This window comes from Streptomyces sp. NPDC058576 (assembly GCF_042718715.1).
Lineage (GTDB): Bacteria > Actinomycetota > Actinomycetes > Streptomycetales > Streptomycetaceae > Streptomyces.
On the sequence record NZ_JBHXPF010000062.1, the window covers coordinates 1 to 18987 of the forward strand.

The following is an 18987-nucleotide window of genomic DNA, read 5'->3' on the forward strand; positions in this document are numbered from 1 at the left end:
CTGCGGTACCGCCCGAGCGGTACCGCAGCCGCGTTTCGTCATGTCACGGGGTGCGCACGGCGAGCCCCGCGCCGGCCCGGGTCAGGGCCGGTCGTCGAGACCGGGAGCGTCCCCCTCGCCCGACTCGGCCTCGGCCTGCTTGGCCTTGACCTCCGGGTCGAGGTCGGCCCGCTCGCTGCCGTCGACCGAGCTGAGCGGCGAACGCTCGTCGCCCACCTCGGTGGCGACGGGCGGCTCGACCAGCCAGTCCGGGTTGGCCTGCTTGTCCCACCAGCGCCAGGCGGCGTACGCGCCGCCCGCCAGGGCGCCCAGCACCAGGAACCCCCTCGCGGCCCGGCCGGCCCTGGCCCGCCGCTGGTGCTTCCTGGCCAGCTTCTGGATTTCCTTGGCCGTCACCTGCGTACGCAGCGCCGCCAAGGCGGCCGCGCTGCGGGCGGAAGCCTGCTCGGCGACGGGCAGGGCCACCGCCCGGGCGTGCTCGACGCGGGGTGCGGTGTAGTCGGCGGCGCTCCGTGCGGCCTTCCGGGTGGAGACCGCGGCGCGGTGCGCGGCCTCGTCGACCTTGGGCGGCACGTGCGTACGGGCCTGCTCGAGCCGCGGCGCGAGATGGGACGCGTACTGGACACGGGCCTGTTTGGCGGCCTTCGTCACCTTCGGCGCGAGCTGCGTACGAGCCTCGTGCGCGTAGTGGGCCGCCTGCTTCTTGGCCGTGTCGGCGTAGGGCGCCACCACTTCCGCGGCGTGCTGCGCGCTGTCCTTCGCCGAGTCGGTTGCGGCGCGCACGCTGTCGATGCGGGTCACGAGATCCTCCTCCTTGGTGGCGGGTAGGTACTCCGCCTGTCCGCCCAGTTCAAAATCATGCCTGTTGCGTTCATGCCCGGCATGCGGGACGGGCATCCGGGTCACGATCGTCATGTGCGGCCAAAACGGTTCATGTGAAGTGTGCCGACGACAATGCCATGGTTCGGCGGTGAACGCGCCGTTTCGCCCGGCATCCGGCCGTACGTTTCCCGGTCCGTGGGAGGATCGCCGGACGTCAGCGAAGGATTTGACGGCAGGCGAGGAAGAGGGAAGGCAGATCGTGGCCGAGCAGCTTTACGCCACCTTGAAGACCAACCGGGGCGACATCGAGATCCGGCTCCTGCCGAACCACGCGCCCAAGACGGTCAGGAACTTCGTCGAACTGGCCACCGGGCAGCGCGAATGGGTCAACCCGGAGACCGGCGAGAGGTCCACGGACCGGCTGTACGACGGCACCGTCTTCCACCGCGTCATCAGCGGGTTCATGATCCAGGGGGGCGACCCGCTGGGCAACGGCACCGGTGGCCCCGGCTACAAGTTCGCCGACGAGTTCCACCCGGAGCTGGGCTTCACCCAGCCGTATCTGCTGGCCATGGCGAACGCCGGCCCGGGGACGAACGGCTCGCAGTTCTTCCTGACCGTGTCCCCCACCGCCTGGCTCACCGGCAAGCACACGATCTTCGGCGAGGTGGCGGACGAGGCGGGCCGCAAGGTCGTCGACGCCATCGCGGCCACCCCGACCAACCCGCGCACCGACCGTCCGGTGCAGGACGTGGTGATCGAGTCCGTGGTCGTCGAGACCCGCTGACGGTCCGCGGACCGGGGGCCTCGCGGGGGCGCCCCTCGCGGGAACCAACCGCCCTGCCCGTCCGTAGTGATACATAGCGGACCAGCGGGGCGGCCCTGTCCGTGCCGCCCGGAGCGACGAGGACCGAGAGGCAGGCCAGGACCGATGGACCAGCAGCCGCCGGGGGACCGTTCCGCCTCGGGAAGCGGTGTGCCGACGCCGACCTGCTACCGCCATCCCGACCGCGGGACCGGCATCAGCTGTACGCGCTGCGAGCGGCCGATCTGCCCCGAGTGCATGGTCAGCGCCTCGGTCGGCTTCCAGTGCCCCGACTGCGTACGCGAGGGCTCGGGCACCGGACACCACCCGGCGGCCAGTCGGCCGCGGACGCTGGCGGGGGGCTCGGTGGCCGCCGATCCGCGTCTGGTCACCAAGATCCTGCTCGGCATCAATCTGGCCGTCTTCCTCCTGGTCACCATCCGCCCCGCCCTCGTGAACGACCTGACGCTGCTCGGGCGTTGGGACCCGGCGCCGATGCTGGTTCCCGCCACGGGCGTCGCCGAGGGCGAGTGGTACCGCCTGGTGACCTCGATGTTCCTGCACCAGGAAGTGGTGCACATCGCGTTCAACATGCTGGGGCTGTGGTGGCTCGGCGGACAGCTGGAGGCGGCGCTCGGCCGGTCCCGCTATCTCGCGCTCTATCTGCTGTCCGGCCTCGCGGGCAGCGCCCTGACGTATCTGCTCGCCGCGCCCGGCGAGGGGTCTCTGGGCGCTTCCGGCGCGGTCTACGGCCTGTTCGGCGCCACCGCCGTTCTGATGCGCCGGATGAACTACGACCTGCGTCCGGTGCTGGTGCTGCTGGCGCTGAACCTGGTCTTCACCTTCACCTGGGGCGGCATCGCCTGGGAGGCGCACGTCGGCGGTCTGATCGCGGGTGTCGCCATCGCCATCGCCATGGTCCACGCCCCGCGCGAGCGGCGTACGGCGGTCCAGGCCGGCACCTGCGCGCTCGTCCTGCTGGTCAGCCTCGGGCTGATCGTCGTCCGGACGATGGCGCTCACCTGAGCCGGATCCTGCGCGGAACGGGGCCCTCCACCCCCAGGTCGACCGAAGTTGTCCACAGTGTGCGGAGAATCTTGTGCATGGCAAGAGGAACATGCGTTCCCCTCATCGCTGAGCTGGGTCTTTCCGCCTGAACAACGGGGTGCAGCCCCCCTCGAAGAGAGAGGCTGCAGTCACACCGGCGTCAACATGAGCGGAGGTTATCCACAGATCGTCTGACCTTTTCCCCCAGCTGTGGATAACTCTGTGGGTAACTCAGGGCAAGGCTTGCGCGGAGGTGGCCGTCACTTCCACTGCGTCGACACGGCGAAGCCGCCGGCGATGAAGCCGAAGCCGACCACGATGTTCCAGTTGCCCAGGGCGTCGACCGGCAGATCACCCTCGGTCACGTAGAACACCACGATCCAGGCCAGCCCGATGAGGAACAGGGCCAGCATCACCGGAGCGACCCAACTGCGGTTGGTCAGCTTGATGGCCGTTGCCTGCTTCGCCGTGGGCGGCGTGAAGTCGGCCTTCTTGCGGATACGTGACTTCGGCACGAGGGACTCTCCTGTCGATGCGCTGCGTGACCGCGCAGGGATCTGTGGCGGGCGCCGGGGGCGGGATGCCAGGGGGAATGCTGCCTCCCCCGAGCGTCCGTTAGCGTAGTGCTTCTCTGGCGCCTGATGAGATAAGGGTACGTTGAGCAATTCTGCCGACTCTCCCGAAGGCCCGGCCCGGCGCACCTCCGTGTGGGCGGTCCGGGGGCTCACCGCTGCGGTTTTCGCCCTGGCCGGACTCATCTTCGTCACCAGTGCCAACACCGCCAAGGGCACCAATCTGCGCAGTGACTCCTCCCTGCTCAAGCTCTCCGACCTGATCAGGGAGCGCAGCGAGAAGAACGCCGGGCTGAACGATTCGGCCGCCTCCGTGCGGGCGGACATCGACGCCCTCGCCCAGCGCGACGACGGCTCCACCGAGGCCGAGGACGCCAAGCTGAAGGCCCTGGAGAAGGCCGCCGGCACCGCGAAGGTCACGGGCGACTCCGTCAGTGTGACGCTCGACGACGCGCCCCCCGACGCCACCGCCAACCCCGGCTATCCCGAGCCCCAGCCCAACGACCTGGTCATCCACCAGCAGGACCTGCAGGCCGTCGTGAACGCGCTGTGGCAGGGCGGGGCGCGCGGAATCCAGGTGATGGACCAGCGGCTGATCTCCACCAGCGCGGTCCGCTGCGTCGGCAACACCCTGATCCTCCAGGGCCGTGTCTACTCCCCGCCGTACACGGTCACCGCGGTGGGCGACCCCGGAAAGCTCAAGCGGGCGCTCAACGACTCCACCGCGATCCAGAACTACCTGCTGTACGTGAAGGCGTACGGGCTGGGCTGGAAAGTCGACGAGAACGAGGCGGTGACTCTTCCCGGGTACTCGGGCACAGTGGATCTCCAGCACGCCCAGCCTGTGGAGTGAGCCCTGGCTGAGCCCCAGCCGAGCCCCGGGGAGGCCGTCCGGTGTCGGTGCGACTCGTCGTCAGAACGTTCAGCGAGCTGTGCATCACCGTGGGCGCGCTGATCATCCTCTTCGTCGTCTACTTCCTGTTCTGGACGGGCGTGAAAGCGGCCGACGCGGCCGAAGGCGAGATCGACACCCTCCGGAGCCAGTGGGCCCGCGAACCCGCGGCCCCCGCACCGGCGCCGTCCGCCACCCCGGCCCCGACGCCGGACCCGGCCCCGTACCGCGACGGAAAGCCCTTCGCGACGATGCACATCCCCCGCCTCGGCTCCGGTTGGGAGTGGCCCGTCCTGGAGAACACCGAGGTCACGACCTTGCAGAAGGGGCTCGGGCACTACAGCGGAACCGCCCGCCCCGGCGACACGGGCAACTTCGCGGTGGCCGGGCACCGACGGACGTACGGCGACCCCTTCAAGGACTTCCCCGAGCTGCGCCCCGGGGACGCGGTGGTCGTCAACGACGGTACGACCTGGTTCACGTACCGCATCGTGAAGACCCCGTACCGGACCGTGCCCACCGACACCGCCGTCGTCGACCCCGTACCCCGCGGCTCCGGCTTCGAGGGCGCCGGACGGTATCTGACGCTCACCACGTGCGAGCCGGAGTGGGGCAGCAGCCACCGGCTGATCGTCTGGGCGCACCTGGACGCGACGCGGCCGGTGAGCGAGGGCAGACCACCGGCGCTGCGGCGCTGACTCCCGCTTTTCGCCGGCTGACCCACGCTCCGGCCGCGGCCCTCTAGTCTGGTGCGGGTACCGAATGGAGGGGTCAGCATGTACGGCTGGATCTGGCGGCATCTGCCGGGCAACGCATGGGTGCGGGGCGTCATCTCGCTCGTGCTGGTTCTGGCGGTCGTCTACGCGCTGTTCCAGTACGTCTTCCCCTGGGCGGAGCCGCTGCTCCCGTTCGGCGATGTGACCGTCGACGGCGCGAGCGCCGGTGGAGCAGGAGCCGGCCAGTGAGCGCACGCGTCCTCGTCGTGGACAACTACGACAGCTTCGTCTTCAACCTCGTCCAGTACCTGTATCAGCTCGGCGCCGAGTGCGAGGTGCTGCGCAATGACGAGGTGACCCCCGCCCACGCCCAGGACGGCTTCGACGGCGTGCTGCTCTCGCCGGGACCCGGCACGCCCGAGCAGGCCGGCGTCTGCGTCGAGATGGTGCGCCACTGCGCGGACACCGGCGTCCCGGTCTTCGGCGTCTGCCTGGGGATGCAGTCGATGGCGGTGGCGTACGGCGGTGTCGTCGACCGGGCCCCCGAGCTGCTGCACGGCAAGACCTCCCTGGTGACCCACGAGGGCCAGGGCGTCTTCGCCGGGCTGCCGTCCCCCTTCACCGCGACGCGCTACCACTCGCTCGCCGCCGAACCCGGCGCGCTGCCCCCGGAGCTGGAGGTCACCGCCCGCACCGCGGACGGCATCATCATGGGGCTGCGCCACCGGGACCGGGCGGTGGAGGGCGTGCAGTTCCACCCCGAGTCGGTGCTCACCGAACACGGCCACCTGATGCTCGCCAACTGGCTGGAGCAGTGCGGAGACCAGGGGGCCGTCGCGCGGTCGGCGGGGCTCGCGCCGGTGGTGGGCAAGGCCGCCGCGTGACCGCAGGCCGCCCCGGGCACGACGCCGGACCGGAGGGCTCCGACGCGCACGGGGCGTACGGGGCCGACGGCGCGTTCACGGCGGCGGTGGACGGCCTCGCGGATCCCCTCAACGATCCGCTGCCCGGCGGGCACACGTCGCCGTGGTTCCGGTCGGACAGCATCCCGGCGGCGCATCCCGCGGCGGAACCCCCGTACGAGGCCGGGTACGCGTCCCACCAAGGGCCTCAGCAGCCCCAGGGAGCCCCGAACGAGTGGTACGACCCCGCCGGGTACCAACGCGACTGGTACGGGCCCCAGGAGCCGTCTGCGCGAATAGCGCCGGCAGCAGCTCCGGTATCCCCCGCAGGCCCGGTAGCTCCGGCAGCTCCAACAGCTCCGGTAGCTCCAACAGCTCCGGTAGCCCCGGCAGCTCCGGCAGCTCCGGCGGCCGATGTGGAGCCCGCCGAGCAGCGCACCGAAGTCATCGCCCGCATCCCGGCCGAGCCCGACCCCGCCTCCTCCCCCGGCGGGCGGGCCGAGCGGCGGCGGGCGGCCAAGGGGCGCGGACGTCGGCGCCCGGCGCCGGTCGCGGAGCCGGCCGCCGCCCCGATGTCCCGGGTGGAGGCCCGGCGCGCGGCGCGGGCGGCGAAGGACAGCCCGGCGGTCGTCGCCAGCCGGGCGGTCGGCGAGGTGTTCATCTCGCTGGGCGTCCTGATGCTGCTGTTCGTCACCTACCAGCTCTGGTGGACCAACATCCGGGCCGACCAGATCGCCGGCAAGGAGACGAACCGGATCCAGGACGCCTGGGCCAGCGGCGACCGGAAACCCGGGGTGTTCGCGCCCGGCGAGGGCTTCGCGATCATGCACATCCCCAAGCTGGACGTCGTCGCCCCGATCGCCGAGGGCATCGACAAGGAGAAGGTCCTCGACCGGGGGATGATCGGCCACTACGGCGAGGGCAAGCTCAAGACGGCGATGCCCTCCGACAAGCAGGGCAACTTCGCGGTGGCCGGTCACCGCAACACCCACGGCGAACCGTTCCGCTACATCAACAAGCTCGACCCCGGCGACCCGATCGTGGTCGAGACGCGGGACGCGTATTACACGTACGAGATGGCGAACATCCTCCCGCAGACCTCGCCGTCCAACATCTCGGTGATCGAGCCGATCCCGGCCGGTTCCGGGTTCGAGAAGCCGGGCAGATACCTCACGCTGACGACCTGTACGCCGGAATTCACGAGTACCTACCGGCTGATCGTCTGGGGCAAGATGGTCGACGAACGGCCACGCAGCGAGGGAAAGCCCGACGCGCTCGTCGGCTGAACATCCTCACGACAGGGACGGTGCGGTGGCAGCGAGGACCGAGCACGACGAGCGGACCGACACGTCCGCGTCCCCGCCCCCGCCGCGTCGGCGCGGCCGCCTCCCCGTGGCGACGGCCGTCAGCGTCTTCGGCGAACTGCTCATCACGGCGGGCCTGGTGCTCGCGCTGTTCGTCGCGTACTCCCTGTGGTGGACCAACGTGCTCGCCGACCGCGAGGCCGACCGGCAGGGCGACACGGTCCGCAGCAAGTGGGCGGACGGGCCGGGCGCCCTGGACACCAAGGACGGCATCGGCTTCCTGCACGTCCCCGCCATGGACAACGGCGAGGTGCTGGTCAAGAAGGGCACCGACCCCAAGACCCTCAACAACGGCATCGCGGGCTACTACACCGACCCCGTCGAGTCGGGTCTGCCCTGGGACGACGACGGCAACTTCACGCTGGCCGCGCACCGCGACGGGCACGGCGCGAAGTTCCACAACATCCACAAGCTGAAGAACGGCGATCCGGTCGTCTTCGAGACCAAGGACACCTGGTACGTCTACAAGGTCTACAAGACGCTCCCCGAGACCTCGAAGTTCAACGTCGAGGTGATCCAGCCGGTCCCGGAGGAGTCGGGCGTCAAGAAGCCCGGCCGCTACATCACGCTGACGACCTGCACCCCGGTCTACACCTCGAAGTACCGCTACATCGTGTGGGGCGAGCTGGAGCGTACGGAGAAGGTCGACAAGGACCGCACGCAGCCGGCCGAGCTGCGCTGAGCCGCGCGTACTCGTTCGCGTACAAGGGAAGGGCCCCGGTCACCATCGTGGTGACCGGGGCCCTTCGCCGTACCGGCTCGTGCGGGCGGTGGTTCAGTCGTCGCCCAGGCCTCCGAAGAGGCCGCCTCCGCCGTTCCCGCCGTTTCCGCCGCCCTCGATGGTCACGAGGGTGACCGTGCTGCCCTTCGCCGCCGGGGTTGTCGGCGCCGGGCTGCTGGTGATCACCTGGGCGTTCGGCTTGTCGACCGATCCAGGAGAGAGAGCGACCACGAAGCCGAGCCCTTCGAGCTGGGCCTTCGCCTCCTGGTACGGCTTGCCGCCGATGTCACCGGGGATCTGGACCTGCTCCGGCTCCGCCGGCCCCTTGGAGACCTTCAGGACGATCTGCACGTCCTTGGCCTGCTTGCTCGGGCCCGCGGGGGTCTGCTCGACCACTTCTCCGGCCGGCTTGTCCGAGTCCACGTCGGCCCGTGAGACGTTGGTGAACCCGAGCTGGTTGAGCTGGGCCACGGCGGCGTCGTACTGACGGGTGCGCACGTCGGGCATCGGGTCGGTCGTCTGCACGGCCACGGTGATGGTGATCTCGGCCCCGTCCTCGGCCTTCGCGCCGCCCTTGGGGTCCTGCTTGATCACGCTGCCCTCGGTCTCCTCGGACTCCGCCGTCGTGACGTTGACCGAGAAGCCCTTGTTCTCCAGCTCCTCGCGGGCGCCGTCCTCGGACTTCTCCAGGACGTTGGGGACCTCGATCTTCGGCGCTCCGGTGGAGACGACGACCGTGACGGTGCCGTCCTTGTCCATCGTCGCGTCGGGCGCCGGGTTCTGCGAGCAGATCTCGCCCTTCTCCTGCTCCTCGCACGGCTCCTCGGCGCCGACGTTCACCGTCACGCCGGATCTGTCCGCCAGCGTCTCCGCTTCCTTGAGCGTGGAGCCCACCAGGTACGGGGCCTTGATCTGGTTGTCGCTCTCGCTCGGGGAGAAGATCACCCGGCCGATCAGGATCGCGCCGATGAGGACCAGGATGCCCGCGACGACCAGCAGGATCGTCGAGGTGTTGCTCTTCTTCTGCTGGCGCCGGCGGCCCTGGCGGTCGTCGTAGCCGTAGCCGCCGTCGTCCGGATTGACCGGGGGCAGCATGGACGTCTGCGCGTTGTTCGGGTCGGTCGGGCGCAGGGCGGCGGTGGGCTGGTCGGTGTGGTAACCGTCGTAGCCCCCGTACCCCGCGGCGCCCATCGCCGCCGTCGCCGCGACCGGCTGGCCGTCGAGGCAGGCCTCGATGTCGGCGCGCATCTCGTCGGCGGACTGGTAGCGGTAGTCCGGGTCCTTGGTGAGCGCCTTCAACACGATCGCGTCCATCTCGGGCGTGATCTCGGGGTCGAAGTTGCTCGGCGGCTGCGGCTCCTCGCGGACGTGCTGGTAGGCCACCGCGACGGGCGAATCCCCGACGAACGGGGGGCGCACGGCGAGCAGCTCGTACAGCAGACAGCCGGTGGAGTACAGGTCGGAGCGGGCGTCGACCTGCTCGCCCTTGGCCTGCTCCGGGGAGAGGTACTGGGCGGTGCCGATGACCGCGGCGGTCTGCGTCATCGTCATCCCGGAGTCGCCCATGGCGCGGGCGATGCCGAAGTCCATGACCTTGACCTGACCGGTGCGCGTCAGCATGACGTTCGCCGGCTTGATGTCGCGGTGGACGATCTGGGCGCGGTGCGAGTACTCCAGGGCCTGGAGGATGCCGACCGTCATCTCCAGCGTGCGCTCGGGGAGCAGTCTGCGACCGGAGTGCAGCAGCTCCCTCAGCGTCGACCCGTCGACGTACTCCATCACGATGTACGGGATGGAGACCCCGTCGACGTAGTCCTCGCCGGTGTCGTACACGGCGACGATCGCGGGGTGGTTGAGCGAGGCGGCCGACTGGGCCTCACGGCGGAACCGGGCCTGGAAGGACGGGTCGCGGGCCAGATCGGCCCGGAGCGTCTTCACAGCTACGGTGCGGCCGAGCCGGGTGTCGTGCGCGAGGTAGACCTCGGCCATGCCACCACGGCCGAGCACCGAGCCCAGCTCGTACCGGCCGCCGAGGCGACGCGGCTCTTCCATAACTGTTCCAGCCCTCTCCGTCAGTCCCGACCGCACCCGTGTGTGGTCCGCGGCGGTGCGCTGTTCGCGCATACGCTACCGGGCACGGGTGACGTGATCAGCCCGCACCCGTCAGCCGATATCCGACCGGTATGCGATGTCCGGTATGACGGGCGGCCGCCGTGACAGGTCTCACTTCTTGCTGTCGATGACCGCCTTCATCACGTCGCGCGCGATGGGGGCGGCCAGGCCGCCACCGGAGATGTCGTCCCGGTTGGCGTTGCCGTCCTCGACCACGACGGCGACGGCGACCGGGGAGCCGTTGTCGGTCTTCGCGTACGAGATGAACCAGGCGTACGGCTTCTCGCTGTTGTTCAGACCGTGCTGGGCGGTACCGGTCTTGCCGCCCACTGTGACGCCGGGGATCTGCGCGTTGGTTCCCGTGCCGTTCTTGACGACGGTCTCCATCATCTGCTGGACCTTCTGGGCGTTCTCACCGGAGAGCGCCCGGCTGAGCTCCTTGGGGTCGTGCGTGTAGACGGGGTCCAGGTTGGGAGCCTGGCGCTCGGCCACCATGTACGGCTCCATCAGCTTGCCGTCGTTGGCGATCGCGGAGGCGACCATGGCCATCTGGAGCGGGGTGGTCCGGTTGGACGCCTGCCCGATGCCGGCCATGGCGTTCTGCGGCCTGTTGTCCTCGGGGTAGATGCTCGCGTCGGCGCGGACGGGCGTGAAGACTTCCTTGTTGAAGCCGAACTTGTCCGTCTGCTCGATCATCTTCTTGTTGCCGAGGTCGTCGCTCATCTTCCCGAAGACGGTGTTGCACGACACCCGCAGGGCCTCGCGCAGCGTGGCGTTCTCGCAGGGGATGTCGCCCTCGTTCTGGAGCGGCGTGGTGGACTGCGGCAGCGTCCACGGCAGCGGCGACTCCGTCTTGGCGTCGATGTCGTCGTAGAGCCCGTTCTCCAGGGCGGCGGAGGCGGTGACGACCTTGAAGGTGGAGCCCGGGGGGTAGGTCTCGCGCAATGCCCGGTTGAGCATCGGCTTGTCCTCGTCCTTCAGGAGCTTCTGCCGGTTGTCCGAGTCCTTCATGGAGTTCCCGGCGAAGACCGAGGGGTCGTACGACGGGGTGCTGGCGAGGGCCAGGACGGCGCCGCTCTTCGGGTCGAGGGCGACCACCGCGCCCTTCTTGTCGCCGAGCCCCTTGAAAGCGGCCTTCTGAGCGTCGCCGTTCAGCGTGGTGACGATGTTGCCGCCGCGCTTCTTGTCGCCGGTGAACATCGACAGCGTCCGGTCGAAGAACAGCTGGTCGTCGTTGCCGGTGAGGATGCCGTCTTCCAGGCTCTCCAGCTGCGAGGAGTCGAACGCCTGCGAGGAGTAGCCGGTCACGGGGGCCCACAGGGGGCCGTCCTTCCAGACCCGCTTGTACCGGAAGTCGCTGTCCTCGGTCTCGGCAGAACCGGTGATCGCCTTGCCGTCGACGATGATGTCGCCGCGCTCGTGGGCGTACCGCTCGATCTCGACGCGGCGGTTGTACTTGTGGCTGTTCAGCTCGTCCGCCCGGACGTACTGGAGCCAGTTGTCCCGGATGAGGAGGGCGACCATCAGCAGACCGCAGAAGATCGCGATCCGACGGAGGGGCTTGTTCACGGTCGGACCACCTGGGTCATCTCGGCGTCCGTGGACGGGGAGGGGGCCGGAGCCGGGCGGCGGGCGGTATCGCTGATTCTGATCAGGATGGCGATCAGCGCCCAGTTGGCGAGTACGGAGGAACCACCTGCCGCCAGGAACGGCATCGTCATACCGGTGAGCGGGATGAGGCCCATCACACCGCCGGCCACGACGAACACCTGGATGGCGAACGATCCGGAGAGGCCGATCGCGAGCAGCTTGCCGAACGGGTCGCGGGCCGCCAGGGCGGTGCGCACGCCGCGCTCGACGATCAGACCGTAGACGAGGAGCACACCCATCATCCCGGCGAGCCCGAGCTCCTCGCCGACGGTGGCGAGGATGAAGTCGGAGTTGGCGGCGAAGCCGATCAGGTCGGAGTTGCCCTGCCCGAGCCCGGTCCCGAGGGTGCCACCGGAGCCGAACGCCATCAGGGACTTCGCCATCTGCTCACTCGCGGCCACCTCCCCCCAGCCGGCGAACGGGTCGAGCCAGGCGGTGACGCGCTGCTGGACGTGGGGTTCGAACGTGGCGACGCCGACCGCGCCGATCGCCGACATCAGCAGACCGAAGACGATCCAGCTGGTGCGCTCGGTGGCGACGTACAGCATGACGACGAACATGCCGAAGAAGAGCAGCGAGGAGCCGAGGTCGGTCTCGAAGACCAGGATGAGGATCGAGAACGCCCAGACCATCAGGATCGGGCCCAGGTCACGGCCGCGGGGGAGGTACAGGCCCATGAAGCGGCGGCTGGCCAGGGCCAGCGCGTCCCGCTTGACCATCAGGTAGCCCGCGAAGAACACGGTGATGATGATCTTGGCGAACTCGCCGGGCTGGAGCGTTCCGAAGCCCGGGATCTTGATCCAGATCTTGGCGCCGTTCACGGCGGGGAAGAACATCGGCAGGATCAGCAGGAACAGCGCCACGACCATGGAGATGTACGTGTAGCGCTGGAGGATGCGGTGATCCTTCAGGATGGCCAGGACCGCGACCAGCATGCCCACGCCGATGGCGGAGAACAGCAGCTGCTTCGAGGCGGCGGGGACGAAGGTGTCCAGCGCCTGGAAGCGCTCCGACTGGTCCAGCCGCCAGATCAGGGCCAGCCCCAGCCCGTTGAGCAGGGTCGCCAGCGGCAGCAACAGCGGATCGGCGTACTTGGCGAACCTGCGCACCGCGAGGTGGCCGACGCCGCCGAGCAGCGCGAGCCCCGCCCCGTAGCCGAGCATGCCCGCGGGCAGTTCGCCGTTGAGGGCGAGTCCCACGTTGGCGTAGGCGAACACCGAGATGGCGACGGCGAAGACGACGAGCGCCAGCTCGGTGTTACGGCGGCTCGGTGCGTCGATCGCGCCGATGGTGGTCGTGTTGGTGACAACGCTCATGATGCTGAAGGCCCCCTACGGCTTACTGCTTACCGCACTGCGGGACCAGCTTCTTCTCTTCCTCCGAGAGGCTGGGGCCGGGAGTGGGAGCGGTGGTCGGCTTGGTCCCCTTGGCGGAGGACGTGGCGGAAGTCCTGGTGGCGGGGGCGCCGGCGGTGCCCCCGGCCTCGCCCTCGCCCGTACGGGCGCGGTTCTCGGCGTCGGCCGCGCGGCGCTGCGCGTCCTTCTTGCAGGCGGAGGCCTGGGCGGCGAGCTCGGCGACCTTCTTGCGGGCGTCGGTGATGCTGCCCTCGGCGATGGTCGACTCGACCTGCTTGCGCTGGTACGGCGGCAGGTACTTGAGCTCGATCTCGGGGTGGTTCTTCTCGACCTTCGAGAGCGAGACCCAGGCGAGGTCCTGGCTGATGCCCTGGAACAGCGCGACGTTCTCGTCCTGCGTGCCGACGTAGTACTGCGTCTGCGTCCAGCGGTAGCCGCCGTACAGGCCGCCGCCGATCACGGCCAGCGCGAGCACGATGTAGACGGAACGCTTCAGCCACTTGCGGCCGCCGCGCGGTTTGACGAAGTCGTCGTCCGTGTAGGCGTCGTAGGAGCCGTCCGGCATGCCCCCGTAGCCGGGGTCGCCGCTGCCGGGCGGGCCGAAGCCGCCGGAGGGCGGGGGCACGGGGCGGCCGAGACCGGCCGCGCGGCCGGCGGGCGTCTGCATGGCCCCGCCGTCGCCCAGCTGGGCCTGGTTCTCCGCGACCGCGCCGACGACGACCGGGGTGTCGTTGAGCTGCGCGGCCAGGGTGTCGTTGTTGTCGACGTCCAGGACGTCGGCGACGATGCAGGTGATGTTGTCCGGGCCGCCGCCGCGCAGAGCGAGCTGGATCAGCTCCTGGATGGTCTCCTGCGGGCCCTGGTAGCTGGCGAGCGTCTCTTCCATCGTCTGGTGCGAGACCACGCCGGAGAGGCCGTCGGAGCAGATCAGATAGCGGTCGCCGGCGCGGACCTCGCGGATGGAGAGGTCCGGCTCGACATGGTCGCCGCTGCCCAGCGCCCGCATCAGCAGGGAGCGCTGTGGGTGGGTGGTGGCCTCTTCCTCGGTGATCCGGCCCTCGTCGACGAGACGCTGCACCCAGGTGTGGTCCTGGGTGATCTGCGTCAGGACGCCGTCGCGCAGCAGGTACGCGCGGGAGTCGCCGACGTGCACCAGGCCGAGGCGCTGACCGGTCCAGAGCAGGGCGGTGAGCGTGGTGCCCATGCCCTCCAGCTGGGGGTCCTCCTCGACCATGACGCGCAGCTGGTCGTTGGCCTGCTGCACGGCCGTGCCGAGCGAGGTCAGGAGGTCGGATCCCGGGACGTCGTCGTCGAGCGGGACGAGTGTGGAGATCACCTCGGAGCTGGCGACCTCACCGGCCGCCTGACCGCCCATGCCGTCGGCGATGGCGAGGAGCCGGGGACCGGCGTAGCCGGAGTCCTCGTTCCCCTCCCGGATCATGCCCTTGTGCGATCCGGCGGCGAAGCGCAGCGACAGACTCATGCGCACCTCGCCCGTCGGCTCGGGGTACAGCCTGTCTCGAGCCACACTGCCCACCCTCCGGTCGGGAACCGGGCAGCGTCCGTCGTCCAGGCCGCCGCGGCTCGCTCGCTCCGCTCGCTCATTGTCGTACTACTTCCGCAGCTCGATGACGGTCTTGCCGATACGGATCGGCGCGCCCAGCGGAACTGGTGTCGGGGTGGTGAGCCGGGTCCGTTCCAGATACGTGCCGTTGGTGGACCCGAGATCCTCGACGATCCACTGGCCGTCACGGTCCGGGTAGATCCTGGCATGCCTGCTGGACGCGTAGTCGTCGTCCAGCACGATCGTTGAATCGTGGGCCCGGCCCAGGGTGATGGTCTGGCCCTGGAGCGCGACCGTGGTGCCCGTGAGCGTGCCTTCGGACACGACCAGCTTGGTGGGCGCCCCGCGGCGCTGCCGCCCGGGCTGCTGGCGCTGCTGGGGCGGCGCCGCTTGTTGTTGTTGGCGGCCCTGCTGCGGGCGTGCGTCGGCGGCAGTGCGGCGTGAGCCGCGCTGCGTGACGCGCGTTCCGAACAGGTCGCTGCGAATGACCTGTACGGCCACGATGACGAACAGCCACAGAACAGCCAGGAAACCTAGCCGCATGACCGTCAGGGTCAGCTCTGACATTGCCCCCGCTTCACCCTTCGGCTTGCCGGTAAACGATGGTGGTGCTGCCCACGACGATCCGCGAGCCGTCGCGGAGCGTAGCGCGGGTGGTGTGCTGCCCGTCTACCACGATGCCGTTGGTAGACCCGAGATCCTGGATCGTCGAGGGCGTTCCGGTCCGGATCTCACAGTGCCGGCGCGATACGCCGGGGTCGTCGATCCGCACGTCGGCGTCGGTGGATCGTCCCATCACCAACGTCGGGCGGGAAATCTGATGGCGGGTGCCGTTGATCTCGATCCAGCGTCGCGTCCGGGCGTCCGGCAGGGGGCCGGGCGCGGCCGGCGGGCGCCGGTCGTTCGTGGGAGCCGAGGGCCGTCCGGCGCCGGGCGGCGGGGCCGCGGGCATCGGAGGAGCGGCGCTCGGGGGGTAGCCGTAGCCGCCGGGAGCCTGCGGGGCGGCGGGCCGCCCACCCGCGGACTGGGGCGGTGCCGACTGGTCCTGCTGTGACGAACTCGACGCCAGCGTGCGGCTGCGGACCCGGTAGAGCCCGGTGTCGAGGTCGTCGGCCTTCTCCAGGTGGACCTTGATCGGTCCCATGAAGGTGTAGCGCTGCTGCTTGGCGTAGTCGCGCACCAGGCCGGAGAGCTCGTCGCCCAGCTGACCGGAGTACGGGCTGAGCCGCTCGTAGTCGGGGGTGCTGAGCTCGACGATGAAGTCGTTGGGGACGACGGTCCGCTCACGGTTCCAGATCGTCGCGTTGTTGTCGCACTCGCGCTGGAGGGCGCCGGCGATCTCGACGGGCTGCACCTCGGACTTGAAGACCTTGGCGAAGGTGCCGTTGACCAGCCCCTCGAGGCGCTGCTCGAAACGCTTCATGACCCCCATGGGGCACCTCCTCCGTTGTCATCGTCGCTGTACTGCTTACTGATCGTATCCACGCGTCGGGAAATCGGCTGGTTCCCCTTGTCTGGCCTGTGGATGAGTGTCACCCCTCACACGGATCGTAGAGGTGGCCTCCTCACAGTGTCCCGCACCCGGGAAGCACTCTGGAGGAGTGGGGGCGATGGTTCGGGGTTCCCGCTTCCCCTCCCGGAGCCGGCGAAACAACGGATGTGAATCCACCCTGTCCAGCGTGCTAATCTTCCGTTTGTCGCCAGGCGCTCACCCCCCAGGGTGAGAGTCTGAAAACACCACTCATGCGCGAGTGGCGGAACGGCAGACGCGCTGGCTTCAGGTGCCAGTGTCCTTAGGGACGTGGGGGTTCAAATCCCCCCTCGCGCACAACGGCGGTTGCTCGCAACTGCTGAAGTTGATTCGGGAGAGCCCCCGCTTCGGAGAGATCCGGAGCGGGGGTTCTTCGTTGTTGCGGCTCCGCTCCGTGCCTGTTCCGTGTTTTTGACGGACGGGCGGGGTACGGACAGCCGGACAGGACCGGTCGGACAGGACCGGATGGGAGAGGACGGCAGCGGTCGTCCGCAGGCGGCGATCCACCGGGTGCGGGCACGGTTTCCGGACAGACCGATGGCCGGTGCAACGGCGTACTTGCATACGCTGGCCGCAGAGGTTGGATCGACGGCGTCTCGGCGGCGAAGGGCTGAGCGCACAGAACGTCCCGGAGGCAGGAAATGGCGAAGCAGGCTCGCGCGGTCCAGACGTGGCGGTCGATCGTGGATGCCGCGGCGAGTGTCTTCGACGACTACGGCTACGAGCGTGCCGCCATCTCGGAGATTCTCCGCCGCGCCAAGGTCACCAAGGGGGCCTTGTACTTCCATTTCGCCTCCAAGGAGGCCATCGCGCAGGCGATCATGGACGAGCAGACCTCCACGGTCGAGTTCGAGCAGGAGGGATCGCCGCTCCAGTCCCTGGTGGACGGCGGCCAGCAGTTCGCTTTCGCCCTGCGCCACAACGCGATGGCCCGGGCCGGTACCAGGCTCTCCATCGAAGGCGTCTTCCTCGGCGGACCGCATCCTTGGGGCGACTGGATCGACGCGACCGCTCGGATGCTGGAGCTGGGGCAGGAGCGCGGCGAGGTGTTCCCGCAGATCGACCCCATGGTGTCGGCCAAAATCATCGTCGCCTCGTTCACCGGTATCCAGCTGGTCTCGGAGGCCGATTCAGGGCGGGCCGATCTGCGCGAGCAGGTGGCGGAGATGTGGCGCCACATCCTGCCGTCGATCGCTCACCCGGGTGTCATCGCCCACATCAAGCCCGAGGGCCGGGTGGACCTGGCGGCCCAGGCGCGCGAGAAGGCGGAGCGGGAGGAGCAGGAGGCCCGGATCGCCGCGGAGGCCAAGGAGGCGGGCTCCGACCCCGCGTCGGACGCGGGCTCCCGGGCGGGCGGGTCGGGCCTGCGGGGCGGTGGGTCCGGCCGCGGTACGCGGGCCGGCGACGAGGGTGACGAGGAGCCCGCAGGTGCGGGGGTGGCGGCCGGAGGGGCTGCCTGATCCGCTGGGGGCGGGCCGTGCCCACGGGGTGGGGCGTGCTGTGTTTCACGTGAAACGTCCGATTCGCGGGCGCCATCATGATCATCATGCGGCAGGGCCGCGGAGCTCGTAACAAGCTCCGCGGCCCTGTCGGCGTTTCCGGGGGCGTTTCTCCTCAGGCGGCGAGGCGGGAGGCGAGAGCCTTCGCCTTGTCCCGGGCGTCGTCGAGCGCCTGGGTGCGGGAGGCCTCGGCGAGCGGGATCAGCTCGGCCATCGAGGGCTGCGAGTGGGCGAGGGTCAGCTCCGGAACGATGAAGTCCACCTCGGCGGAGAACATGCCCGCGAACACCTTCGCCAAGTAATTCTGGACAAATTCGAAGCTCTCGCGCGGGGTGCCCTGAGCGTACGAACCGCCGCGGCTGGCGACGACGGTCACCGGGGTCCCGGCGATGGGGGAGTCCGGTCCCGCGTTGTGCCCGACGATGATCACCTGGTCCAGCCAGGCCTTGAGGGTGGACGGGATCGTGAAGTTGTACATCGGTGCGCCGATCAGGACGGCGTCCGCCGCGGCCAGTTCGTCGGCCAGCTCCCGGCGCAGCGGATCGCCGGCGCCCGCGGCGGTGGCGGCGGCGTCCAGGTGGGGCAGCGGATCGGCGGCCAGGTCGCGATGGACGACGGTGCCGTCCGGGTGCTGCTCGCGCCAGGCCTCGACGAACGCCGCGGTGACGTCGCGGGAAGCGGAGCCCTGGGGGAAGACGGCGGAGTCGAGGTGCAGAAGCGTGGCCATGGGGATCTCCACAGAGAGAGGAAGGGAGGGGGAGGGGACGAGTGAAGGGGACGAGGGCGGGTCGGTGGGACCTCGCGGGCGTCCGGGGGTTATCCATTCCGTACGTAACTACTAATAGCATAGCTACTAAGAATTAGTAAGCTGCCCACGGCGGCGCAGTACGCTAGGGGCATGGCGGATCACGGCGAACAGGCCTGTCGGCGGGTCGATGTGGGGATCAGTCGCGTCTTCGAGTTGTTCGGCAAGCGCTGGACCGGCCCGATCGTCTCGGTGCTGCTGCAGCGGCCGGTGCACTTCGCCGAGCTGCGCCGGGCGATTCCCGGGATCAGCGAGCGGATGCTCTCGGACCGGCTGACCGAACTCGGCGCGGCCGGCCTGGTCATCCGCGAGGTCGACGAGGGGCCGCCGCTGCGCGTGGCGTACCGGCTCACCGAGGCCGGCGCCGCGATGGAGCCCGCGCTCAAGGAGCTGGGGCAGTGGGCGGACACCTATCTGGCGCCGGAAGCCGGGACCGGCTGCTGACGGCGTCACGCGGGACCGGTGGCGCTCCCCCGTCGTCCGCAGGGCCGGCGGACGCCCGTCCACAGGCCCCGCCAGGACCGGGCATCCGGCGGTACCGTCGTGCTCGGTCGCTGGTGGACAGGGCCGCTGGCCGGTCGGACAGCCGGGCAGCCGGAAGCGGTACGAGGGTGGGGGAGGCGACGCTCC

General features: G+C 69.7%; 19 protein-coding genes and 1 tRNA gene. 11 read left to right on the forward strand and 9 right to left on the reverse strand.

Translation table 11 applies throughout. The features are described 5' to 3' along the window. Positions 1 to 81: 81 nt before the first annotated feature. Positions 82 to 801, reverse strand: a complete 720-nt coding sequence (locus ACFWRV_RS30320; RefSeq protein WP_384339060.1) for a DUF5324 family protein — start codon at positions 799 to 801, stop codon at positions 82 to 84. Between the two features lie 280 nt (positions 802 to 1081). On the opposite strand from ACFWRV_RS30320, the gene ACFWRV_RS30325 reads away from it, so the two are divergent. Both ACFWRV_RS30325 and ACFWRV_RS30330 read left to right on the forward strand, forming a co-directional pair. Next, positions 1082 to 1609, forward strand: coding sequence for a peptidylprolyl isomerase (locus ACFWRV_RS30325; RefSeq protein ID WP_384339062.1), 528 nt, complete (start codon positions 1082 to 1084; stop codon positions 1607 to 1609). Positions 1610 to 1753: 144 nt separating this feature from the next. Further along, positions 1754 to 2653: a rhomboid family intramembrane serine protease gene (locus ACFWRV_RS30330; protein WP_384339064.1), complete on the forward strand. Its 900-nt coding sequence runs from the start codon at positions 1754 to 1756 to the stop codon at positions 2651 to 2653. A gap of 281 nt (positions 2654 to 2934) precedes the next feature. On the opposite strand, the gene crgA is transcribed toward ACFWRV_RS30330, so the two are convergent. Then, positions 2935 to 3189 (reverse strand): cell division protein CrgA, encoded by a 255-nt coding sequence (gene crgA / locus ACFWRV_RS30335; RefSeq protein WP_384339066.1) that lies wholly within the window; start codon positions 3187 to 3189, stop codon positions 2935 to 2937. A gap of 142 nt (positions 3190 to 3331) precedes the next feature. Between crgA and ACFWRV_RS30340 the strand changes: the two genes are divergently transcribed. From ACFWRV_RS30340 to ACFWRV_RS30365, 6 genes are all read left to right on the forward strand, one after another. After that, positions 3332 to 4099 (forward strand): DUF881 domain-containing protein, encoded by a 768-nt coding sequence (locus tag ACFWRV_RS30340; protein ID WP_384339067.1) that lies wholly within the window; start codon positions 3332 to 3334, stop codon positions 4097 to 4099. 41 nt (positions 4100 to 4140) lie between these two features. Then, complete coding sequence (locus tag ACFWRV_RS30345; protein ID WP_384339069.1) at positions 4141 to 4836, forward strand: class E sortase; 696 nt, start codon at positions 4141 to 4143, stop codon at positions 4834 to 4836. Between the two features lie 78 nt (positions 4837 to 4914). After that, on the forward strand, positions 4915 to 5103 hold the full coding sequence (locus tag ACFWRV_RS30350; protein ID WP_384339071.1) for a hypothetical protein: 189 nt from the start codon (positions 4915 to 4917) through the stop codon (positions 5101 to 5103). Further along, positions 5100 to 5738: an aminodeoxychorismate/anthranilate synthase component II gene (locus ACFWRV_RS30355; protein WP_384339073.1), complete on the forward strand. Its 639-nt coding sequence runs from the start codon at positions 5100 to 5102 to the stop codon at positions 5736 to 5738. Before ACFWRV_RS30350 ends, ACFWRV_RS30355 begins: the two co-directional genes overlap by 4 nt. After that, entirely contained in the window at positions 5735 to 7042 is a 1308-nt protein-coding gene (locus tag ACFWRV_RS30360) for a class E sortase (protein ID WP_384339075.1), read from the forward strand. Before ACFWRV_RS30355 ends, ACFWRV_RS30360 begins: the two co-directional genes overlap by 4 nt. A gap of 25 nt (positions 7043 to 7067) precedes the next feature. Then, positions 7068 to 7802, forward strand: a complete 735-nt coding sequence (locus ACFWRV_RS30365; RefSeq protein WP_384339076.1) for a class E sortase — start codon at positions 7068 to 7070, stop codon at positions 7800 to 7802. A gap of 93 nt (positions 7803 to 7895) precedes the next feature. Here the strand turns inward: ACFWRV_RS30365 and pknB are convergent, their stop codons facing one another. The 6 genes from pknB to ACFWRV_RS30395 form a co-directional block, all read right to left on the reverse strand. Next, complete coding sequence (pknB, locus tag ACFWRV_RS30370) at positions 7896 to 9893, reverse strand: Stk1 family PASTA domain-containing Ser/Thr kinase (RefSeq protein WP_384339078.1); 1998 nt, start codon at positions 9891 to 9893, stop codon at positions 7896 to 7898. Between the two features lie 171 nt (positions 9894 to 10064). Then, a complete protein-coding gene (locus tag ACFWRV_RS30375; RefSeq protein ID WP_384339080.1) occupies positions 10065 to 11522 on the reverse strand; it encodes a peptidoglycan D,D-transpeptidase FtsI family protein in 1458 nt (485 codons plus the stop codon). Then, a complete protein-coding gene (locus tag ACFWRV_RS30380; protein WP_384339082.1) occupies positions 11519 to 12919 on the reverse strand; it encodes an FtsW/RodA/SpoVE family cell cycle protein in 1401 nt (466 codons plus the stop codon). Before ACFWRV_RS30380 ends, ACFWRV_RS30375 begins: the two co-directional genes overlap by 4 nt. Before the next feature lie 22 nt (positions 12920 to 12941). Beyond that, positions 12942 to 14441, reverse strand: coding sequence for a PP2C family protein-serine/threonine phosphatase (locus ACFWRV_RS30385; protein WP_384339130.1), 1500 nt, complete (start codon positions 14439 to 14441; stop codon positions 12942 to 12944). A 129-nt stretch (positions 14442 to 14570) separates the two neighbouring features. Continuing rightward, positions 14571 to 15089 (reverse strand): FHA domain-containing protein, encoded by a 519-nt coding sequence (locus ACFWRV_RS30390; protein ID WP_003967913.1) that lies wholly within the window; start codon positions 15087 to 15089, stop codon positions 14571 to 14573. Positions 15090 to 15099: 10 nt separating this feature from the next. After that, on the reverse strand, positions 15100 to 15954 hold the full coding sequence (locus ACFWRV_RS30395; RefSeq protein ID WP_384339084.1) for an FhaA domain-containing protein: 855 nt from the start codon (positions 15952 to 15954) through the stop codon (positions 15100 to 15102). 313 nt (positions 15955 to 16267) lie between these two features. On the opposite strand from ACFWRV_RS30395, the gene ACFWRV_RS30400 reads away from it, so the two are divergent. Together ACFWRV_RS30400 and ACFWRV_RS30405 are read left to right on the forward strand one after the other, a co-directional pair. Beyond that, positions 16268 to 16350, forward strand: a tRNA-Leu gene (locus ACFWRV_RS30400). 344 nt (positions 16351 to 16694) lie between these two features. Beyond that, positions 16695 to 17513: a ScbR family autoregulator-binding transcription factor gene (locus ACFWRV_RS30405; RefSeq protein ID WP_384339086.1), complete on the forward strand. Its 819-nt coding sequence runs from the start codon at positions 16695 to 16697 to the stop codon at positions 17511 to 17513. 154 nt (positions 17514 to 17667) lie between these two features. On the opposite strand, the gene ACFWRV_RS30410 is transcribed toward ACFWRV_RS30405, so the two are convergent. Beyond that, on the reverse strand, positions 17668 to 18279 hold the full coding sequence (locus ACFWRV_RS30410) for an FMN-dependent NADH-azoreductase (RefSeq protein WP_384339088.1): 612 nt from the start codon (positions 18277 to 18279) through the stop codon (positions 17668 to 17670). Between the two features lie 171 nt (positions 18280 to 18450). Between ACFWRV_RS30410 and ACFWRV_RS30415 the strand changes: the two genes are divergently transcribed. After that, positions 18451 to 18801, forward strand: coding sequence for a winged helix-turn-helix transcriptional regulator (locus ACFWRV_RS30415; protein ID WP_384339090.1), 351 nt, complete (start codon positions 18451 to 18453; stop codon positions 18799 to 18801). The last annotated feature ends 186 nt before the right edge of the window (positions 18802 to 18987 follow it).

What these genes read in the sequence shown, in the direction of transcription:
- ACFWRV_RS30330 (WP_384339064.1), top strand. Translation starts at nt 1,754, where the DNA reads ATGGACCAGCAGCCGCCGGGGGACCGTTCCGCCTCGGGAAGCGGTGTG.
- ACFWRV_RS30350 (WP_384339071.1), top strand. Translation starts at nt 4,915, where the DNA reads ATGTACGGCTGGATCTGGCGGCATCTGCCGGGCAACGCATGGGTGCGG.
- pknB (WP_384339078.1), bottom strand. Translation starts at nt 9,893, where the DNA reads ATGGAAGAGCCGCGTCGCCTCGGCGGCCGGTACGAGCTGGGCTCGGTG.
- ACFWRV_RS30380 (WP_384339082.1), bottom strand. Translation starts at nt 12,919, where the DNA reads ATGAGCGTTGTCACCAACACGACCACCATCGGCGCGATCGACGCACCG.
- ACFWRV_RS30385 (WP_384339130.1), bottom strand. Translation starts at nt 14,441, where the DNA reads ATGAGTCTGTCGCTGCGCTTCGCCGCCGGATCGCACAAGGGCATGATC.
- ACFWRV_RS30390 (WP_003967913.1), bottom strand. Translation starts at nt 15,089, where the DNA reads ATGTCAGAGCTGACCCTGACGGTCATGCGGCTAGGTTTCCTGGCTGTT.
- ACFWRV_RS30395 (WP_384339084.1), bottom strand. Translation starts at nt 15,954, where the DNA reads ATGGGGGTCATGAAGCGTTTCGAGCAGCGCCTCGAGGGGCTGGTCAAC.
- ACFWRV_RS30405 (WP_384339086.1), top strand. Translation starts at nt 16,695, where the DNA reads ATGGCGAAGCAGGCTCGCGCGGTCCAGACGTGGCGGTCGATCGTGGAT.
- ACFWRV_RS30410 (WP_384339088.1), bottom strand. Translation starts at nt 18,279, where the DNA reads ATGGCCACGCTTCTGCACCTCGACTCCGCCGTCTTCCCCCAGGGCTCC.
- ACFWRV_RS30415 (WP_384339090.1), top strand. Translation starts at nt 18,451, where the DNA reads ATGGCGGATCACGGCGAACAGGCCTGTCGGCGGGTCGATGTGGGGATC.